At 65.3% G+C, this 16,667-nt stretch carries 17 protein-coding genes and 1 pseudogene; 11 read left to right on the top strand and 7 right to left on the bottom strand.

Annotated elements, in window-relative coordinates; genetic code table 11:
* The first annotated feature begins 79 nt into the window (after positions 1-79).
* The 8 genes from psrA (at position 80) to ACTIF2_RS18250 (ending at position 7,423) form a co-directional block, all read left to right on the top strand.
* Positions 80-1,171: an iron-containing alcohol dehydrogenase PsrA gene (gene psrA, locus ACTIF2_RS18285; RefSeq protein WP_439498525.1), complete on the top strand. Its 1,092-nt coding sequence runs from the start codon at positions 80-82 to the stop codon at positions 1,169-1,171.
* Between the two features lie 80 nt (positions 1,172-1,251).
* Complete coding sequence (gene phnD, locus ACTIF2_RS18280) at positions 1,252-2,127, top strand: phosphonate ABC transporter substrate-binding protein (protein ID WP_439498524.1); 876 nt, start codon at positions 1,252-1,254, stop codon at positions 2,125-2,127.
* 32 nt (positions 2,128-2,159) lie between these two features.
* Entirely contained in the window at positions 2,160-2,969 is an 810-nt protein-coding gene (gene phnC, locus ACTIF2_RS18275) for a phosphonate ABC transporter ATP-binding protein (protein WP_439498523.1), read from the top strand.
* A gap of 20 nt (positions 2,970-2,989) precedes the next feature.
* Positions 2,990-3,793 (top strand): phosphonate ABC transporter, permease protein PhnE, encoded by an 804-nt coding sequence (gene phnE / locus ACTIF2_RS18270; RefSeq protein WP_439498522.1) that lies wholly within the window; start codon positions 2,990-2,992, stop codon positions 3,791-3,793.
* Positions 3,794-3,889: 96 nt separating this feature from the next.
* Positions 3,890-5,137, top strand: a complete 1,248-nt coding sequence (phnA, locus tag ACTIF2_RS18265) for a phosphonoacetate hydrolase (RefSeq protein WP_439498521.1) — start codon at positions 3,890-3,892, stop codon at positions 5,135-5,137.
* A gap of 11 nt (positions 5,138-5,148) precedes the next feature.
* A complete protein-coding gene (gene phnY / locus ACTIF2_RS18260) occupies positions 5,149-6,600 on the top strand; it encodes a phosphonoacetaldehyde dehydrogenase (protein WP_439498520.1) in 1,452 nt (483 codons plus the stop codon).
* A 120-nt stretch (positions 6,601-6,720) separates the two neighbouring features.
* Complete coding sequence (locus ACTIF2_RS18255) at positions 6,721-7,011, top strand: ArsR/SmtB family transcription factor (protein WP_439498519.1); 291 nt, start codon at positions 6,721-6,723, stop codon at positions 7,009-7,011.
* Between the two features lie 13 nt (positions 7,012-7,024).
* Positions 7,025-7,423 (top strand): VOC family protein, encoded by a 399-nt coding sequence (locus tag ACTIF2_RS18250; protein ID WP_439498518.1) that lies wholly within the window; start codon positions 7,025-7,027, stop codon positions 7,421-7,423.
* Positions 7,424-7,481: 58 nt separating this feature from the next.
* Here the strand turns inward: ACTIF2_RS18250 and ACTIF2_RS18245 are convergent, their stop codons facing one another.
* The 4 genes from ACTIF2_RS18245 to ACTIF2_RS18230 form a co-directional block, all read right to left on the bottom strand.
* Complete coding sequence (locus ACTIF2_RS18245) at positions 7,482-8,705, bottom strand: MFS transporter (RefSeq protein WP_439498517.1); 1,224 nt, start codon at positions 8,703-8,705, stop codon at positions 7,482-7,484.
* Between the two features lie 83 nt (positions 8,706-8,788).
* A complete protein-coding gene (locus tag ACTIF2_RS18240) occupies positions 8,789-9,217 on the bottom strand; it encodes a GFA family protein (protein ID WP_439498567.1) in 429 nt (142 codons plus the stop codon).
* A gap of 73 nt (positions 9,218-9,290) precedes the next feature.
* Complete coding sequence (locus ACTIF2_RS18235; protein WP_439498516.1) at positions 9,291-9,545, bottom strand: hypothetical protein; 255 nt, start codon at positions 9,543-9,545, stop codon at positions 9,291-9,293.
* Positions 9,546-9,549: 4 nt separating this feature from the next.
* On the bottom strand, positions 9,550-10,335 hold the full coding sequence (locus ACTIF2_RS18230) for a DUF899 domain-containing protein (RefSeq protein ID WP_439498515.1): 786 nt from the start codon (positions 10,333-10,335) through the stop codon (positions 9,550-9,552).
* Positions 10,336-10,451: 116 nt separating this feature from the next.
* Between ACTIF2_RS18230 and ACTIF2_RS18225 the strand changes: the two genes are divergently transcribed.
* A complete protein-coding gene (locus ACTIF2_RS18225) occupies positions 10,452-11,672 on the top strand; it encodes a helix-turn-helix domain-containing protein (RefSeq protein WP_439498514.1) in 1,221 nt (406 codons plus the stop codon).
* A 43-nt stretch (positions 11,673-11,715) separates the two neighbouring features.
* Complete coding sequence (locus tag ACTIF2_RS18220; RefSeq protein WP_439498513.1) at positions 11,716-12,357, top strand: Vgb family protein; 642 nt, start codon at positions 11,716-11,718, stop codon at positions 12,355-12,357.
* A gap of 119 nt (positions 12,358-12,476) precedes the next feature.
* Here the strand turns inward: ACTIF2_RS18220 and ACTIF2_RS18215 are convergent, their stop codons facing one another.
* On the bottom strand, positions 12,477-14,153 hold the full coding sequence (locus tag ACTIF2_RS18215) for an MFS transporter (RefSeq protein WP_439498512.1): 1,677 nt from the start codon (positions 14,151-14,153) through the stop codon (positions 12,477-12,479).
* Between ACTIF2_RS18215 and ACTIF2_RS18210 the strand changes: the two genes are divergently transcribed.
* Positions 14,091-14,852 carry an FkbM family methyltransferase gene (locus ACTIF2_RS18210; RefSeq protein WP_439498511.1) on the top strand — a complete coding sequence of 254 codons (762 nt, stop codon included), beginning with the start codon at positions 14,091-14,093 and terminating at the stop codon, positions 14,850-14,852. The two genes, ACTIF2_RS18215 and ACTIF2_RS18210, sit on opposite strands and share 63 nt — an antisense overlap.
* Before the next feature lie 372 nt (positions 14,853-15,224).
* Here the strand turns inward: ACTIF2_RS18210 and ACTIF2_RS18205 are convergent.
* Both ACTIF2_RS18205 and ACTIF2_RS18200 read right to left on the bottom strand, forming a co-directional pair.
* Positions 15,225-15,755, bottom strand: a pseudogene (locus tag ACTIF2_RS18205) (IS3 family transposase); the annotation flags it as partial.
* A gap of 67 nt (positions 15,756-15,822) precedes the next feature.
* Positions 15,823-16,665 (bottom strand): HNH endonuclease family protein, encoded by an 843-nt coding sequence (locus tag ACTIF2_RS18200; RefSeq protein WP_439498566.1) that lies wholly within the window; start codon positions 16,663-16,665, stop codon positions 15,823-15,825.
* Positions 16,666-16,667 lie beyond the last annotated feature (2 nt).

Below are 16,667 nucleotides of genomic sequence, written 5' to 3'. Positions count from 1 at the left end.
TTTCCGGTTTCATCCTCTGTGAGCATCCTCCCAACAGCGCAGTCAAAAGCGCAGACATAAAGCAACAAGGGTGGAGCGCATGCACTGGGCCTATTGGAATCCCGTCAGGATTCGCTTCGGCGCCGGCCTGTTCGACGAGGTCGCGGGCCTGATCGGCAATCGGCGCTGGGCGCTCGTCACCTATGACCAGCCGATCTTCAGGGAACTCTCGGCGCGCCTGGCCAGGACGGCCGGCGAGCCGGTCGCGACCATCACCAATATCGAGACCAACCCCGATTGCGCCGACCTGGTCACATCCTGCCGCCTGTTCGGGGCAGCGGCGCAGCGGGCCGAGGTCATCGTCGCGCTGGGCGGCGGCTCGATGATCGACGCGGCCAAGGTGCTCGCGGCGAGCGGTGGCGATTTCGAGACCGTGCGCCGCCATCTCGTCGAGAAAACACCCCTCGCCGCCAACGCCATCGTTCCGATCATCGCGGTGCCGACGACGGCGGGCACGGGCAGCGAGGTCACCTCCTGGGCGACGGTCTGGGATTCGGCCAATGGCAGCAAATACTCGCTCGCCCATCCCGGGCTCTACCCCGAAACGGCGGTGCTCGATCCGGCCCTGACGGTCGGAGCGCCGCGCGGCCTCACCTTGGCGACGGGGCTCGATGCGCTGTCCCATGCGCTGGAGAGCATCTGGAACGTCAACGGCAACCCGGTTTCGGCCAACTACGCGGTCGAAGCCGCGCGCGAGATCATCGAGACCTTGCCAAGGCTGCTCGACCGGCTCGACGATGTCGAGCTACGGGCTCGCCAGGCGCGCGCCAGCCTGCTCGCGGGGCTGGCCTTCTCGAACACCAAGACGGCGCTGGCCCACAACATCTCCTATGACATCACCCTGAAGACCGGCACCGTCCACGGCATCGCCTGCTCGTTCTCGCTGCCGATCGTGATGGGCTGGGCGATGGGCGCCCAATCGCAATGCGACGCGGCGCTGCGCCGGATCTTCGGCAGCGATCTCCATGCCGGCGCCGAACGGCTGACCGCGTTCCTGCAGGATCTGGGCGTGGATACCGACCCTTCGGCCTATGGCGTCTCGCCCGGCGAATGGGATCGCCTGGTCGAGAAGGCTCTCGAAGGAGAGCGCGGACGCAACTTCATCGGGAGGCAGGCCGCCAAAGCTGCCTGACGTTCTCACAACAGGGCTGCGACGCCCGCACTGGTTCACCGGCAAGGTCAAAGACCACCGGATCATCTTGGGAGGATGACATGACCATATCGCGTCGGAAGATGATTGCAGGCTCGATCGCAGGCGGAGCCATGCTGGCGATGCCGAACCTGGTCCGGGCCCAGACCAAGCTGATCCGGGTCGGGCTGATCCCCTCGGAGGATTCGCGGGCCATGCTGGAGTCGAGCCAGCAACTGCTCGACGCGCTGGAGAAGAACCTCGGGATCAAGGTCCAGGGCTTCGTCGCCTCCGACTATAACGGCGTGATCGAGGCGATGCGCTCGGGCCATGTCGAGGTCGCCTATCTCGGCCCCTTCTCCTATGTGCTCGGCACGACGGTGGCACCGATCGAGGCCTTCGCGACGGCCGAGACGGCGAAATCGGGCCGGACCTACTATCACAGCCAGATCATCACGCGGAAAGACAGCGGCATCAAGGAGGTGAAGGACCTGAAGGGCCGCACCTTCGCCTTTGTCGACCCGTCCTCGACCTCGGGCCATCTCTTCCCCAAGGCCGGGCTGATGCGGCTGGGCTTCGATCCGGAGAAGGATTTCGGCCGCGTGCTGTTCACCGGCTCGCATGATGCGAACGCGCTGGCCGTCGCGAACAAGCGCGTCGACGCGGCGACGATCGCCGATCGCATCCTCGATGCAGCGGTGCAGAAGAAGCTCGTCGATCCGGCGGATATCCAGGTCGTCTGGCGTTCCGACCCGATCCCGGAATCACCGACCTGCTGGCGCAAGAACCTGCCCGACGACCTGAAGAAGCAGATCAAGACCGCCTTCCTGAACATCAGGGACATCACCTGGGCGGATCAGGGCAAGCTCAACCGCTTCGTCGAGACCAACGACCAAGCCTACGACATCATCCGGGAGACGGCGAAGGTGCTGCATCTCGATCTGGCAAAGATGAAGTAGTCGCGCCCAGCGCGACCGGCGGAGGATCCGGGATGATCAAGATCGAAGGGCTGAAGAAGTCCTATGCGGGCCGGCCGGTGCTCCACGGCATCGACCTGAGCGTCAAGGCAGGAGAATTCCTGATCGTGCTCGGGCCGAGCGGCGCCGGCAAATCGACGCTGCTTCGCTGCATCAACGGGCTCGCCCAGCCCGACGCGGGCCGAACCGTGATCGACGGCGCCGTGTTCGATGCCAAGCGCAACGCGCGCGGCAAGCGGCCGGTGGCGATGATCTTCCAGCACCACAACCTGGTGAAGCGCCTCTCCGTCCTCAAGAACGTGCTGGTCGGGCGCATGGCCGGGCTGTCGTCCTTCCTGTCGATGCTACAGCTCTTCCCGAAGCAGGATGTCGACATCGCGCTGGAATGCCTGGCGCGGGTCGAGCTCTCGCACAAGGCGAACTCGCGCGGCGACCAGCTTTCGGGCGGCGAGCAGCAGCGCGTCGGCATCGCCCGGGCGCTGGCCCAGCAACCGGCCGTCATCCTGTGCGACGAGCCCGTCGCCAGCCTCGATCCCAAGACCTCGCGCGTCGTGCTCGGCTATCTGAAGGCGATCTGCAAGGAAGAAGGTATCGCAGTGATCTGCAACCTTCACCAGGTCGATTACGCGGTCGAGTTTGGCGAGCGGATCGTGGGCTTGAGCGGCGGCAGGGTGGTCTTCGACGATACGCCGGACCAGCTCACCTCCGAGATCGTCCACCAGATCTATCCCGGCCTGGAAGACCCCGGCATCAGCCGCGTGCTGAAGCCCCGCATCGGCAGCCAGCCCGTTCTGGCCCCGATGATCGCCACCGCAACCGCCTGAACCCGACGAGGAGCACGGTCATGTCACTCGGCACTTTGCAGCTCGTCCTGCGCCCGCCCCAAGGCCGTTTCGGCTGGTGGGGCGTCGGCGCCCTCGCGCTGGCGATCGTCACCTTCCTGTGGTGGGCCGCCATCGGCTCGCAGATCAACGCCAACAATCTGTGGAACGGCATTCCCTACATGTGGGACTTCTTCGTCCGCATGATGCCACCCAATCCCGAATTCCTCGACCGGCTCTGGAAGCCGGCGCTGGAGAGCCTGCAGGTCGCGGTCTGGGGAACCTTGCTCGGCGTCGTCATCGCGCTGCCGGTCTGTGTCTTCGCGGCGCGCAACCTCAGCCCGAGCCCGGTCATCTACCACGCGACGCGTCAGGTGCTGAACTGCATGCGCGGCATCAACGAGATCATCCTGGCGCTGATCTTCGTCGCGGCGATCGGACTCGGCCCCTTCGCCGGCGTCCTGGCGCTCGCGATCCACGGCGCCGGAATGCTGGGGAAATTCTTCGCCGAGGCGATGGAGGATATCGACGAGGGCCCGCTGGAAGCGTTCCGCTCGGCCGGCGTCGGTCCCTTCAAGACCTTCTTCTTCGGCGTCCTGCCGCAGGTGCTGCCGACCTGGCTGGGCACGGTCTTCTACCGGCTCGAGACCAATGTCCGCCAGTCGACCGTGCTCGGCATGGTGGGCGCCGGTGGCATCGGCTTCGAGCTCGTCTCCTCGATGAAGCTCTTCAAGTACCAGGACACCGCGACCTGCATCCTGGTGATCCTGGCGATGGTGCTCGCCGCGGATCTGATCTCGTCGCGGGTCCGCGCCATGATCCGCTGACGCCCGGAGCCGCGGCTTCGGTCGCGGCCCGCCAGGACGTCATACATCTCGCTCAACCTCGCTGAAGCACTGCCCAGCTTCTCGAAAGGAACGCCCATGCTCACCCGCGCTCCCAACACCGTCACCGCCAATGGACGCAGCTATCGCATGCCGAGCGCTCCGACCGTGGCGGTCTGCATCGACGGCTCCGAACCGGGCTATATCGAGGCCGCGATAGCCAGGGGCCTCGCCCCCAACATGGACCGGCTGCTGCGCGCAGGCTCCTACCGGCTGGCGCGCTCGGTCATCCCGAGCTTCACCAATCCGAACAATATCTCGATCATCACCGGCCGCCCGCCGGCGGTCCACGGCATCGCCGGGAACTATTTCTACGATCGCGCGGCCGGCGAGGAAGTGATGATGAACGACGTGCGCTTCATGCGCACCGGAACGATCATGCAGGCTCTCGAGGAAGGCGGCGCCAAGGTCGCGGTGATCACCGCCAAGGACAAGCTGCGCACCCTGCTCGGCAAGGGCCTGGACCCGAAGAGCGGCCGCTCGATCGCCTTCTCCTCCGAGAAGGCCGATAAGGCGACAAGAGCGGAAAACGGCATCGAGAACGTGCTGGACTTCGTCGGCAAGCCACTGCCGGAAGTCTACTCGGCCGATCTGTCCGAGTTCGTCTTCGCGGCCGGCGTCAAGCTCGTCCAGACGTTCCGGCCGGACGTCATGTATCTCTCGACCACTGACTACATCCAGCACAAGGCCGGGCCGGACAGCGACGTCGCCAACGCCTTCTATGCGATGATGGACCGCTATATCGGCGAGCTCGACGCGCTCGGCTGCGTGCTGGCGCTCACCGCCGACCACGGCATGAACGACAAGCACCTCCCGTCGGGCGAACCCGACGTGCTCTATCTCCAGGACTGGATGGACGAGCGTTTCGGCGCCGGCAAGGCGCGCGTGATCCTGCCGATCACCGACCCCTATGTCGCCCATCACGGCGCGCTGGGCTCCTTTGCCACGATCTATCTGCCCGGCGAGGTGGACGGCAAAGCGCTCCTGACCGAGCTCGCGTCCGTCGAAGGCGTCGAAGTCGTTCTGGACAGCGCGGCCGCTTGCGCCCGCTTCGAGCTGCCGGCCGACCGGATCGGCGACATCGTCGTGATCTCGACGCGCCACAAGGTCCTCGGGACGAGCGCGGCACGGCACGACCTGACGGGCCTGACCGAGCCGCTGCGCTCCCATGGCGGACTGACCGAGCAGCTCGTGCCGATGCTGGTCAACCGGGTCGTCGACTGGCCGGAGGGGCAGCTGCGCAATTTCGACGTCTTCGATGTCGCGCTGAACTGCGTCGCAGCCTGAGGAAGATCGCGATGAACGCTCCCTTCACCCAGCCCCCGCGCCGCGAGGCGATGCGCATCGCCGGCAAGCTCGTGACCACCGACGACATGGTCGAGGTCCGCAACCCTTACGACGACGCCGTCGTCGGCCTGATCCCGGCGGCGCGGGCCGAGCATGTCCGCGAGGCCTTCGCCAAAGCCAGGGCGTTCAAGCCGAAGCTCACCCGCTACGAGCGCCAGCAGATCCTGCAGAAGACGGCCGAGCTCTTGCGCGACCGCAAGGAGGAGTTCGCCCGGCTGATCACGGCAGAGGCCGGCCTGTGCTGGAAGGATTCGCTCTACGAGGCGAGCCGCGCCTACGACGTCTGGTCCTTCGCGGCCCAGCTCACCATCAAGGACGATGGCGAGATGTTCTCCTGCGACATCTCGCCGAACGGCAAGGCCCGCAAGATCTTCACCACGCGCCAACCGCTGCTCGGCGTGATCTCGGCGATCACCCCGTTCAACCACCCGCTCAACATGGTCAGCCACAAGCTGGCGCCGGCGATCGCGACCAATAACCGCCTGGTGCTGAAGCCGACCGAGCTGACGCCGCTGACCGCGCTCGCGCTCGCCGACGTGCTCTACGAGGCCGGCCTGCCGCCCGAGATGCTCTCGGTCGTCACTGGCAATCCCTCGACCATGGGGGATGCAATGATCACCGATCCGGATGCCGATCTCGTGACCTTCACCGGCTCGGTCAGGGTCGGCAAGCACATCGCCGCGACCGCCGGCTACAAGCGCATCGTGCTCGAGCTCGGCGGCAACGATCCACTGATCGTCATGGAGGACGCCGACCTCGACAAGGCTGCCGAGCTCGCCGTCACCGGTGCCACCAAGAACTCCGGCCAGCGCTGCACCGCCGTGAAGCGCATCCTGGTGGTCGAGAGCGTCGCCGACGCATTCGCCAAGCTGGTAGTCGAGAAGGCCAGGAAGCTGAAGTGCGGCGATCCGATGGATCCGGCGACCGATGTCGGCTGCGTCATCAACGCGCGCTCGGCCGCGCTCTTCCAGGCCCGCGTCGACGATGCGGTGAGCAAGGGCGCGCAGGTGCTCCACGGCGAGCGTGCGCAAGGGGCGCTGTTCCATCCGACCGTGGTCGACCACGTGCCCTATGACTGCGAACTCGTGCATGAGGAGACCTTCGGCCCGGTCATCCCCATCGTGCGCTGCCCGGATGACATCGCCGAGGTCATCCGCATCTCGAACTCGACGGCCTATGGCCTGTCCTCCGGCATCTGCACGAACCGCCTCGACTATGTCGGCCGCTTCATCGCCGAACTCGAAGTCGGCACCGTCAATATCTGGGAAGTACCCGGCTACCGCATCGAGATGTCGCCCTTCGGCGGCATCAAGGATTCCGGCCTCGGCTACAAGGAAGGCGTCGTCGAGGCCATGAAGAGCTTCACCAACGTCAAGACCTGGTCGCAGCCCTGGACCGCCTGAGAGGGCTGCGCTCGCTCACCCTGCGAGAGGCGGCCATCGCGTTCATGGCCGCTTCATCCGCGACCGCAGGCTGACGCTTGCCGAGTTGACATGCAGTAATATGACTGCATAATTCGAGGCGTGCAGGACGACCAGATCGACCTCGTTTTCAAGGCAATGGCTCATCCCGAGCGCCGCCGCATCCTGGCCTCCCTGCACCGGCGGCCCGGCCAGTCGCTGTTCGAGATTTGCGCCTCGTCGCTAGCCGAGAACGGACAACCGCTTTCCCGGCAAACGATCTCCCAGCATCTGGACGTGCTGGAACAAGCCGGCCTGATCGAAACCTCCTGGAAAGGTCGAACCAAGGCTCATTCGATCAACCTCGAGCCGCTGCGGGCAGCAGTAGCGCTCTCGATCAATCGCTTCCTCTAGAAGGGAAACGCGCATGCGAATCTATGTCACGAGCGTCCTTGTCGACGACCAGGCCAAGGCCCTGGATTTCTATACCGACAAGCTCGGTTTCCAGGTGAAGCACGATATCCCCCTGGGCGAGCACCGCTGGCTGACCGTCGTGTCGAAGGAGCAGCCTGACGGTACAGAACTGCTGCTCGAGCCGAGCAGTCACCCAGCGGTCGCGCCCTTCAAGGCTGCGCTGGTCGCGGACGGGATTCCTGCGACCTCCTTCCAGGTCGACGATGTCGACGCCGAGTTCGAGCGACTTAAGGGCCTTGGCGTCAAATTCACCCTGGAACCCATGGATGCCGGGAACGTCCGGATGGCGGTCTTCGACGATACCTGCGGAAACCTCATTCAGATCATGCAGATAACCCGCCAGCAGCCGTGACATCCGTGCCGGGCCACTCGATCCTGCCCCGGGCAGGCGAGCCACGGACGGCCGGCGCCTAGCCGGCGACCGCCGCCCGCGCGTCGGGCCGGGCCTTTGCGAAGGGCCTGAAGGTCAGCGCGATCAGGAAGGCGCCGATCCCGATGCCCCAAGCCCCGATATAGAGCCAGCCATAGCTCGCGAAGCTGTCATAGATCAGACCGCCCGCCAGCGGGCCGGTCGCCATCCCGAGGCTGCCGGCCATGGCCGTTCCGCCAATGATCGTGCCCATCATCGGTAGCGGGAAATTCTCGCGGGCGAGCACCGCATAAAGCGGCATCACCCCGGCATAGATGAAGCCGAACAGCGCCGCCACCGCATAGAACGCGCCGAGCTCCCGCACGAAGAAATAAGCCAGCGCGACGAAGGCCTGAACCAGCAATCCCAGGACCAGGACGCGCTTGGCGCCGAACCGGTCTCCGAGGAGGCCGAAGGCGAGACGGCCGCCCAGGCCAGCAAGCCCTTCCACGCTGTAGATCGACACGGCGGCGATCAGCGGTATCCCGCAGCTGACGGCGTAACCGATCGTATGGAAGATCGGGCCCGAATGCGTTGCGCAGCAAAAGAAATTCGTCAGCAGAAGGATGATGAACTGAGGGGTTCTGATCGCCTGGCTGACGGACATGGCCGTTTGCGCTGCGTCCTCCACCCCGTGGGCTGCCTGTTCGCGTGCCAGCGCCGGCGGGCGACGGACCAGGAGCGCGGCTGGGATCATCACGACCGCGGCGAGAGCGGCGATGATCTGGAGCGAGGTTCGCCAGTCGTAGCTGGAGACGAGCCACGCGGCCAAGGGAGACACCGTCATCGGCGCCATCCCCATGCCGGCGGAGACGAGGGAGACGGCAAGGCCGCGGCGGGTTTCGAACCAGCCCGTGACGCAAGCCATCATCGGCGCGAAGGTCGCGGCCGCCGCAGCCCCGACCAGGACGCCGAAGACGAGCTGGAACTGGACGAGGGATGTCGCCACGCTCGCCAGCGCCAGGCTCGTGGCCAGCAGTGCCGATCCGAGCAGCACAACCGGACGGGTGCCGATTCGGTCTGACAGGGAGCCCCAGGCCATGCTGGCAAGAGCCATCGCCAGGAAAGCGAGGGTCATGGCGCTGGAGATGCCGGTGACGGACCAGCCGGTGTCCCGCGACATGGGGAGGATAAAGACCGGCAGCGAGAACATGGCACCGATCGCCATGCAGCCGAGCAGCCCCCCAGCCGCGACGATGATCCAGCGATAGTGGGAATTGATCATGGTTCCTCTCGCCCTATGGGAGCTCTCTTCGATATGTCGCATTGGGTGGCATCGGCACGAAGCGCGCAGCCTTGCGCGCCGTTTCAGGCCGGGTCTTCGCTTGGCGGCATTCCCTCGAAGTTCGGCAGGGCCGGATCGATGCGATCCCAAGCATGGCCGCTCGCCGTGAAGACCACCGCCTGCGGCTTGTATCGGCCCGGATCATCGAGGCTGGCGGCGTGGATCGCGAACCGGTCCGGCGCCGCCGAGAAGGTCAGATGGACCGGTGTCCCGCAGTTCGGGCAGAAGCCATGCGTCTTCACATTGCCGTTGTCGGCGGCGATGTCCCAATGCCGCGCCTCGCCCCGGAGCTTCACGGCCTGCCGGCTCGGAAAGGTGATGTAGGATCCGTGCCCCGTGCCGCTGCGTTGCTGGCAATGACGGCATTGGCAATCGGTCATCGCCAGCGGTTCGGCAGAGATCTCGTAGCGGATCGCGCCGCAGGCGCATCCGCCGATGAAGGCACCACTCATGTCTTTCCTCCTGTCGAAAAAGATACCGGGGCTGGCGGCGTCGCGGCGGGCCAAGACCCGCCACGAGCCCGCATCAGGATCGGCCGCGCCGATCGGCGATCAGCCTGAGCCAGGGCGCTGCGTGAAAGCCGCTCATCAGCGCGTACATCAGGGCCATGCCGGTCATCGGCGACGCGCCCGGCATGGGCGCGCAGAGAGCACCGGTTGCGCCACCGTCGAGGACGGCCGTGAGCAGTGCCATCGCCGCGAAGGTCGGCGCGGCGATGAAGCCCAGCAAGTCGGCCGCACCGAGCCCGGCCGCGCGCCCGCTGTCATGACGGCTCGCCATGACCTCAGCCCTTGCCGTATTCGTCATGGCGCCGCCACCACGGGCCGCTGGACTCGTTGCGTCCCTTCGGCGCGCGGTCGAGCCAGGGATACATGCTCCAGATCGCGTCCATGCCGCGGCCATAGCTGGAATAGGTGTGGTAAATGGCGCCATCCTCCTGGACGAAGGCGCTCATCCCCGGCTGTTCGCGTTGATAGGTGGGCACATCGGTACCGGTCATCGCGGCGAATTTCGCCTCGGCGCTGTCGCCGCTGCCCTCCTGGCCGCTCCGCTCCCGCCATCCGCGCACCGGCTCGCGCCGGTAATTGTAGTCGATGCCCTCGTCGCGCTGCTGCTCCTCGGTGAAGGAGACGTGGAAATCGAAATTGAACTCGCTGCCGGCAGCGGAGGCCCAGGGGAAGCTCCAGCCCATGCGTGTCCTGTATTCCAGCAGTTTGGCGAGCGGCGCCCGCGAGACGGCCGTAAACGCAACGTCATGGTTCGCCAGATGGACGATGATGCCATTGAACCCGTCGGCGATCGCCGAGCAGGACGGGCATCCCGCCTTGTAGTCGGGGCCGAACATGAAGTGATAGACGAGGAGCTGCGAGCGCCCGCGGAACAGGTCCGCCAGCGATGCGTCGCCCTCCTCGGTCTCGAAGCGGAACTCCTTGTCGATGCGGACCCATGGCAATTGCTGACGCCGCTGGGCCAGCTTGTCACCGAGGCGCGTGAACTCCTTCTCGGCCTTGAGCAGGTCGATCCGCGCTGCGAGCCATTCGTCGCGGGAGCCGGTGAGATGTGTCGTCATCGCTTTCACTCCTGTCGTCTGATGTCCGTCGCCGCTCTCACTCGCGATGCGGCGTCCCGGTTGTTGGTACTCGCCGGCCGTGAGACGGTGGGAGTGACAAGTTTGGCGGGATTTGAATGGACTCGATGATCACGGCCGCGGCGCGGGCGCTGGCGGCGGGCGATCTCCTTGGTGTGCTGAACCGCGTCGCGCTGCGCGAGGACCCGCCCGCGCTCGCCCTGCGCGGCATCGCGATGGCGCGGCTGGGCGATCTCGCCCGGGCGAAGACGCTGCTGCAGAGGGCGGCGCGTGCCTTCGGCCCCAAGGAGGCTGCGGCTCGCGCGCGCTGCGTCGTCGCCGAGGCCGAGATCGCCCTGGTCTCGCGCGATCTCGGCTGGCCCGCCAAGGCGCTCGACGCTGCGCGCACGACGCTCGAACGGCGCGGAGACCGGCTCAATGCCGCCCATGCTCGGCATCTCGAGGTGCGGCGCCTCGTCCTGATCGGGCGCCTCGACGACGCCGAGCGCGCGCTCGCCGAGGTCGATCCCACGCCCTTCCCGCCTGCCCTGCTGGCCGCTCACGAGCTCGTCGTCGCCGGTATCGCGATAAGGCGGCTGCGGACCAAGGTGGCGCGCGCGGCACTGGCTCGGGCAGAGACCGCCGCGCGCCAGGCCGGAATTCCAGCCTTGCAGGCGGAGATCGAAAGCGCCGCTCTGCTGCTGAGCACGCCGGCGGCGCGGCTGATCGAACGCGGCGGCGAGCGGCTGCTCCTGCTCGGCGAGGTCGAGGCCTTGCCGCAATCGGGCGCGCTCATCATCGACGCCTGCCGGAATGCCGTGCGGGACGCGAATGCCGCGGTCTCGCTCGCGACGCGACCGGTGCTGTTCGCACTCGCGCGCACGCTGGCCGAAGCCTGGCCCGCAGACGTACCGAGAGCTGCGCTCCTCGCGCGCGCCTTCCGAGCGAAGCATGCCGATGAATCGCATCGCGCCAGGCTGCGCGTCGAGATCGGACGGTTGCGCGCCGAGCTTAGGGGGCTCGCCGATATCGGCGCCACCGCGGACGGGTTCGCGCTGGCACCGTGCCGGGCGACCGGGATCGTGGTGCTCGCTCCACCGGTCGAGGAGCGGCACGCGGCGATGCTCGCCCTCCTCGCCGACGGCGAGTCATGGTCGAGTTCGGCGCTCGCGCTGGCGCTCGGGGCGAGCGCGCGGACCGTGCAACGCGCGCTCGATTCGCTTGCTTCGGGAGGCCGGGTGCAATCCTTCGGGCGCGGCCGGGCCTGCCGCTGGATGACCCCGCCCGTGCCGGGGTTCCCGACAACCTTGTTACTCCCGGCTCCTTTGCCAGGCGGCTAGCCTGCTACTGCCGGCGCCATTGCCGGAGGACAGGAGCAACGACATGAAACGATCAGCAGCCGAGATCATCCACGAATACGGCCCCTTTCCGGACGTCGAAGGCGTGCATGGGGTCACTTATGACGGCCGGCATGTCTGGTTCGCGACCGGCGACAAGCTGAACGCCCTCGATCCGGCGAGCGGCAAGACGGTGCGCTCGCTCGACGTCGCCGCCGACGCGGGAACGGCCTTCGACGGCCGGCACCTGTTCCAGATCGCCGAAGACCGCATCCAGAAGATCGACCCGGAGACCGGCCGCGTGCTCGCGACGATCCCGGCCCCCGGCGGCGGCGATTCCGGGCTCGCCTGGGCGGAAGGGACGCTCTGGGTCGGACAGTATCGCGACCGCAAGATCCACCAGATCGATCCGGAGACGGGGGCGATCCTGCGCACCATCGAGTCCAACCGCTTTGTCACCGGCGTCACCTGGAGCAATGACGAGCTCTGGCACGGCACCTGGGAGAACGACGAAAGCGAGTTGAGGCGGATCGACCCCAAGACCGGCGCGGTGCTGGAGCGGATCGAGATGCCGGCCGGCACCGGCGTCTCCGGCCTCGAATCCGATGGCGGCGACAGGTTCTTCTGCGGCGGCGGGCGCAGCGGAACGGTGAGAGCGGTGCGCCGGCCGAGCCATGGTCGCAACTAGCCGTCACGCTTACGACACCGGCCGGAGGCGTAGTCCTCGGCCAAAACCGATCGCAGCCGGAGGCAACGCGCGGCGCGCCTCGCCTCCGGCCGAAAGCGCGGACCGGCCTCGATCGGGCCTCAAACGCCGCGCATTCGGAACTGGCGCCAGAGCGCGAACAGGCCGAACGCGGCCAGCTGGCCGGCGACCAGCACGAACGGCCACTCGAAACTCCCGGTCCGGCTGACGATAATGGCGAAGGCCAGAGGCCCGCAGATCGAGCCGACGAAGCCGAACAGGCTGGCGCCGGACGTCACGTCGCCGATCAGCGCAGGCGGCGATACCCGGGCAAGCTCGGCCATGTGTACCCCGTTCCACCCCATCGAGGTGGCGCCTACCAGCGCCATGCAGCCATAGACCAGCCAGGGGCTCGCGCTCGTGGAGCTGACGAGCAGGACGATTGCGGTCGCGGCTCCAAGCGCCAGCAGCGAAAGCAGCAGGAGCCCGCCCCCCATGCGGTCCGCAAGCCACCCGAAAAAGATGCGCGCGATCGTGCTCGCCGCCAGCAGCACGGCAATGTAGTGCCCGGCCTGCGCCAGGGTCTGGCCATGCTGGGTCACCATATAGGTCGCCGTGAAGGCCGTGATGCTGGCCTGCGATATCGAGAACGCGACGCCCATCGCCGTGAGCATCGGCAAGGACGGATGCGCGCTGAGAACGCGGGCCGACCGGGCAAGCGAGGACGGCGACAGGAACAGCCGGGCCCAGGCCCGGTTCTGCGGACCTTTCTCCGCATCGAGCTCCCTCTGGAAGGGCTGGACCAGCAAGGCGCTCAGCAGGATGACGGCGACGAGTGCCCAGATCGCGCCGGTGAAGCCGAAACCCAGGACCAGCGGGGCGATCACGAGGCCGGCGATGGCGCCGCCCAGAGGCACGCCCGCCTGCTTGATGGAAAACACCAGCGTGCGATGCCTGGCCGGCGCCGTACGCATCAGCACCTGGCTGCCGGCGGGCGTGTTCGGGGCCAGGCCCAGGCCGACCAGGAGCGCGCCGAAGAGCCCGATCAGCCCGACCGGCTGTGACAGGAGCACGAGACCCGCTGCGACGAAGACCAGGCCGAACTGCAGGGCCCGAATCGGGCCGTGATGGTCGAGCATCGGCCCGCCGCAGGCCAGGAACCAGCATATGCCGGCGGACACGACCGCCGAGACATAGCCGATGCTTTCGGGCATGAGGCCCCAGCGTTGCGTCAGGATCGGGCCCAGGAGAGGGATCGCTGCGGCGGCGAACGAACTCACGACTTGCACAAGGAGAGTAGCGCTCAAGGCGCTTCCCCACACTGGCAGCTTCAAGGCAGCCCCCCGGTCACATCGCCGCGAGCGTTTCTCCTTCACTCTCCAAGCGTTGAAGGAACCGCGGCGTTGAACTGGTCTTCCGGCAATATCCGCGAACGGTCGAGGCCGTTTATGGGCTGAGAGGGCTGCATCAGAAGCATGCAAGCGATCCGGCCGCCCCTGACAAGCGAGGTGCGTCCGAAGGGCAACACGCCGTAGCCGGCCGGCAAGGAGGCGCTGGTGGGGTGAGAGCGTCGAGCGAAAAGCCCCCAACCCTTCTTGACGGATATCAAGAGGGCCACGCGGCCGACATGGGACCCCTTGGCGCGTGTGCCAACGACCAATAGCCCGCGAGCCTTCGCTTGAGCCAGAAGGCAGAACGCCGAAGAAAGATGCGCCATGGATCGGGGATCGGTGGGATTGAGCCGCGGCGATGCGGATGATCTTACATTTATTCAAGAACTCATGAGTTACCTTAGGCATAAGATAAGGTATGCGATTTCTGTCATTTCTAAGCCTAAGATGTACATGTATGAAAATATTCGCATTCCACTTGGATCATCGCCTGCTCTTCAAGCTCGTCGACGCGATTTCTACCGAGGGCTGCACGAGCGCGGCGAGATGGAAACGATCAGACACTTGATCCGGCCCGACGATATCGTCCTGGAGCTCGGGTCGGGTCTCGGGATCGTGTCGACGTTCATCGCGCAGCGACTTTCCGACAGCAGGAATCTCCATACCTTCGAGGCAAATCCCGAGCTCTTGGGGCCAATTAGATCCGTCTTTGAGGCTAATGACGTCAGGCCAAACCTTCACAATACTGCGGTTGGGCAGGAGGATGGCTACCGAGAGTTCTTCTTCAACGTGAATATTATGTCTTCGTCCGTTCATCGTCGAGAAGGCGCCGCGAAGCCTGAGCAGGTCGCCATGGCTTCCATGTCACGTTTGCTTCGGGAGATCCGTCCCACCTTTGTGGTCTTCGATGTCGAAGGTGCGGAAGCCGAGATTTTCAAGGTCAAGATTCCGCCAGAGGTCCGGGTGCTGTGCGGAGAGCTGCATCCGAATATCATTGGCGATGACGGCGTGTCGACGGTGATCCGCGCGATCCTGGATTCAGGATTTGATTTCATTGCTGACAGGTCATGCGGACGGATGGTCGCCTTTGCGAGGCCTAACACCTGACCGGTCTCGCAATGCGCCAGCTCTGACTCCCGGCTCCCCTGCTTCATTGAAATTTCGCGCTCAAGGCGCGGCCTTGAAAGGCGTGCTCGACGTCTTGGGAACGGAGGTGCTGGAAAAGCAGGGAAAGCCACGTGAGTGGCTGGGGGACTAGGACCCCGTGAAAATGCCACAAACGCCCTGATTTCCGGGCAAAACACAGGGTTTCGATGGGAATCGACCCCGATGAACCGCAATGTGCACCACGATTGTGCCCACGGCAATGCCCGCCTTGTTGGGCTGATAGGCCGTTCGCGTGCCAGGACTAAAAAAGAGGGCTCGAAACGGAAACAGGCTTGAAAAAGGTGGCCTGCTGCCGGTTTCGTGGACGCTCAGTTAAGCTAATCCCACCTTCTTTTCGAACTCGACGGGGCTGAGATAGCCGATGGTCGAGTGCCTGCGGATGGTGTTGTAGAAGCGCTCGATGTAGTCGAACACATCGGCCCTGGCGGCGTCGCGCGTCCGAAAGATTGTGCCCCTGATCCGCTCGGTTTTCAGGGATGAGAAGAAGCTCCCCATGGCAGCATTGTCCCAGACGTTGCCGGATCGGCTCATCGAGCAGGTGACGCCGTTCTCGGCCAGCAATTCCTGGAAGTGCTGGCTGGCATATTGGCTTCCCTGATCCGAATGTTGCAGCAGGGCGGCCGGCTTGCCCCGCCGCCAGATCGCCATGACGAGCGCGTCGGTGACGAGTGCCGCCGTCATCTCGGCCTTCATCGACCAGCCGACGACCCGCCGCGAGAACAGGTCGATCACGGCGGCCACATATAGCCAGCCCTCGCCCGTCCAGACATAGGGGAAGTCGGCGATCCAGCCCTGGTTCGGCGGCGTCGCCGTGAACTGACGATCGAGCACATTTGGCGCGATGACAGTCTGAACCCGCTAGACGCTGGTAGGGGAATACCAAAACGATTCAACCAGATCCCAACCCGCTTTAGGCCGCGACTGCTGCGTGACCCTCCGGTTTGGCGATCAGCTCCCCTAACCCAAGCTCATAGAGTTTTGACCTGGCGGCGAGCGAATACGTACTGCCGGGGAGAGTAAGGTTTGTGATCGCATTCCTCTGTTCGGGAATAGGAAGATGGTCCGCTGCAGGCTCGAACTTGTTTGCCGCTTCGATGCATTTTAGCAAGGCGTCGATCCGCTCGGACACGTCGCGCATGACGCGCAAGCGCTCCTCCTTCAAGTTGGGAAGGTCTAACCCGTAGCGCCTAACGGACGCAGCCACCCGCAGCCGATTGGTGCCGACGCAATACTTGTTCGGGCTGACTCGGCCGTCCGGCGCAATCTCTAGGAGCTTTACGTCGTCCTCGTTCGTGGGATCGAGCAACATAGGATGTTCATTGTGGACGCGACGGTCCTCCCAGGACGCAGTCACACTTCCCTCGATCAGCGGAAACCAACTTGACTTCCCAACAACCTCGTCAGTGTCCTCATCCGTAGTGAGTTTATTGGTCCGCCCGGCAGCGTATCGAAAGTTGTCCCAACTGAAGGCGAGCCACGGATATCCGTCGTCGAATTCAGTATCTGAGCGGCGCGCCTCAGATTTAGGCCGGAAATGATCAACATCGAAAATAGATTGGGGATCGTTAGCCTCGGAATACCAGCATTTCCCGTACGACATTTGCCGCAGGTACTTTTTGAACGACCTCCAAATATGCGATTTCTTTTTGATGTAGGCAGCACGCTCTGATTGAGGCAGCAGATCAAGCACGGCTTGCGCCCGCTCGGCCACCTTGAGAACGCCCTCCGGTATCAAAGCGGGATCACGGCGCACGT

This window comes from Allobosea sp., from assembly GCF_051860145.1.
Taxonomy (GTDB): Bacteria; Pseudomonadota; Alphaproteobacteria; order Rhizobiales; family Beijerinckiaceae; genus Allobosea.
The sequence above is the reverse complement of the archived record's forward strand: the minus strand, read 5'-3'. Positions and strand labels throughout refer to the sequence as shown.

Coding starts and splice junctions, on each gene's coding strand:
- psrA (WP_439498525.1), top strand. CDS start 80: ATGCACTGGGCCTATTGGAATCCCGTCAGGATTCGCTTCGGCGCCGGC.
- phnD (WP_439498524.1), top strand. CDS start 1,252: ATGACCATATCGCGTCGGAAGATGATTGCAGGCTCGATCGCAGGCGGA.
- phnC (WP_439498523.1), top strand. CDS start 2,160: ATGATCAAGATCGAAGGGCTGAAGAAGTCCTATGCGGGCCGGCCGGTG.
- phnE (WP_439498522.1), top strand. CDS start 2,990: ATGTCACTCGGCACTTTGCAGCTCGTCCTGCGCCCGCCCCAAGGCCGT.
- phnA (WP_439498521.1), top strand. CDS start 3,890: ATGCTCACCCGCGCTCCCAACACCGTCACCGCCAATGGACGCAGCTAT.
- phnY (WP_439498520.1), top strand. CDS start 5,149: ATGAACGCTCCCTTCACCCAGCCCCCGCGCCGCGAGGCGATGCGCATC.
- ACTIF2_RS18250 (WP_439498518.1), top strand. CDS start 7,025: ATGCGAATCTATGTCACGAGCGTCCTTGTCGACGACCAGGCCAAGGCC.
- ACTIF2_RS18245 (WP_439498517.1), bottom strand. CDS start 8,705: ATGATCAATTCCCACTATCGCTGGATCATCGTCGCGGCTGGGGGGCTG.
- ACTIF2_RS18240 (WP_439498567.1), bottom strand. CDS start 9,217: ATGAGTGGTGCCTTCATCGGCGGATGCGCCTGCGGCGCGATCCGCTAC.
- ACTIF2_RS18235 (WP_439498516.1), bottom strand. CDS start 9,545: ATGGCGAGCCGTCATGACAGCGGGCGCGCGGCCGGGCTCGGTGCGGCC.
- ACTIF2_RS18230 (WP_439498515.1), bottom strand. CDS start 10,335: ATGACGACACATCTCACCGGCTCCCGCGACGAATGGCTCGCAGCGCGG.
- ACTIF2_RS18225 (WP_439498514.1), top strand. CDS start 10,452: ATGGACTCGATGATCACGGCCGCGGCGCGGGCGCTGGCGGCGGGCGAT.
- ACTIF2_RS18220 (WP_439498513.1), top strand. CDS start 11,716: ATGAAACGATCAGCAGCCGAGATCATCCACGAATACGGCCCCTTTCCG.
- ACTIF2_RS18215 (WP_439498512.1), bottom strand. CDS start 14,153: ATGCCTAAGGTAACTCATGAGTTCTTGAATAAATGTAAGATCATCCGC.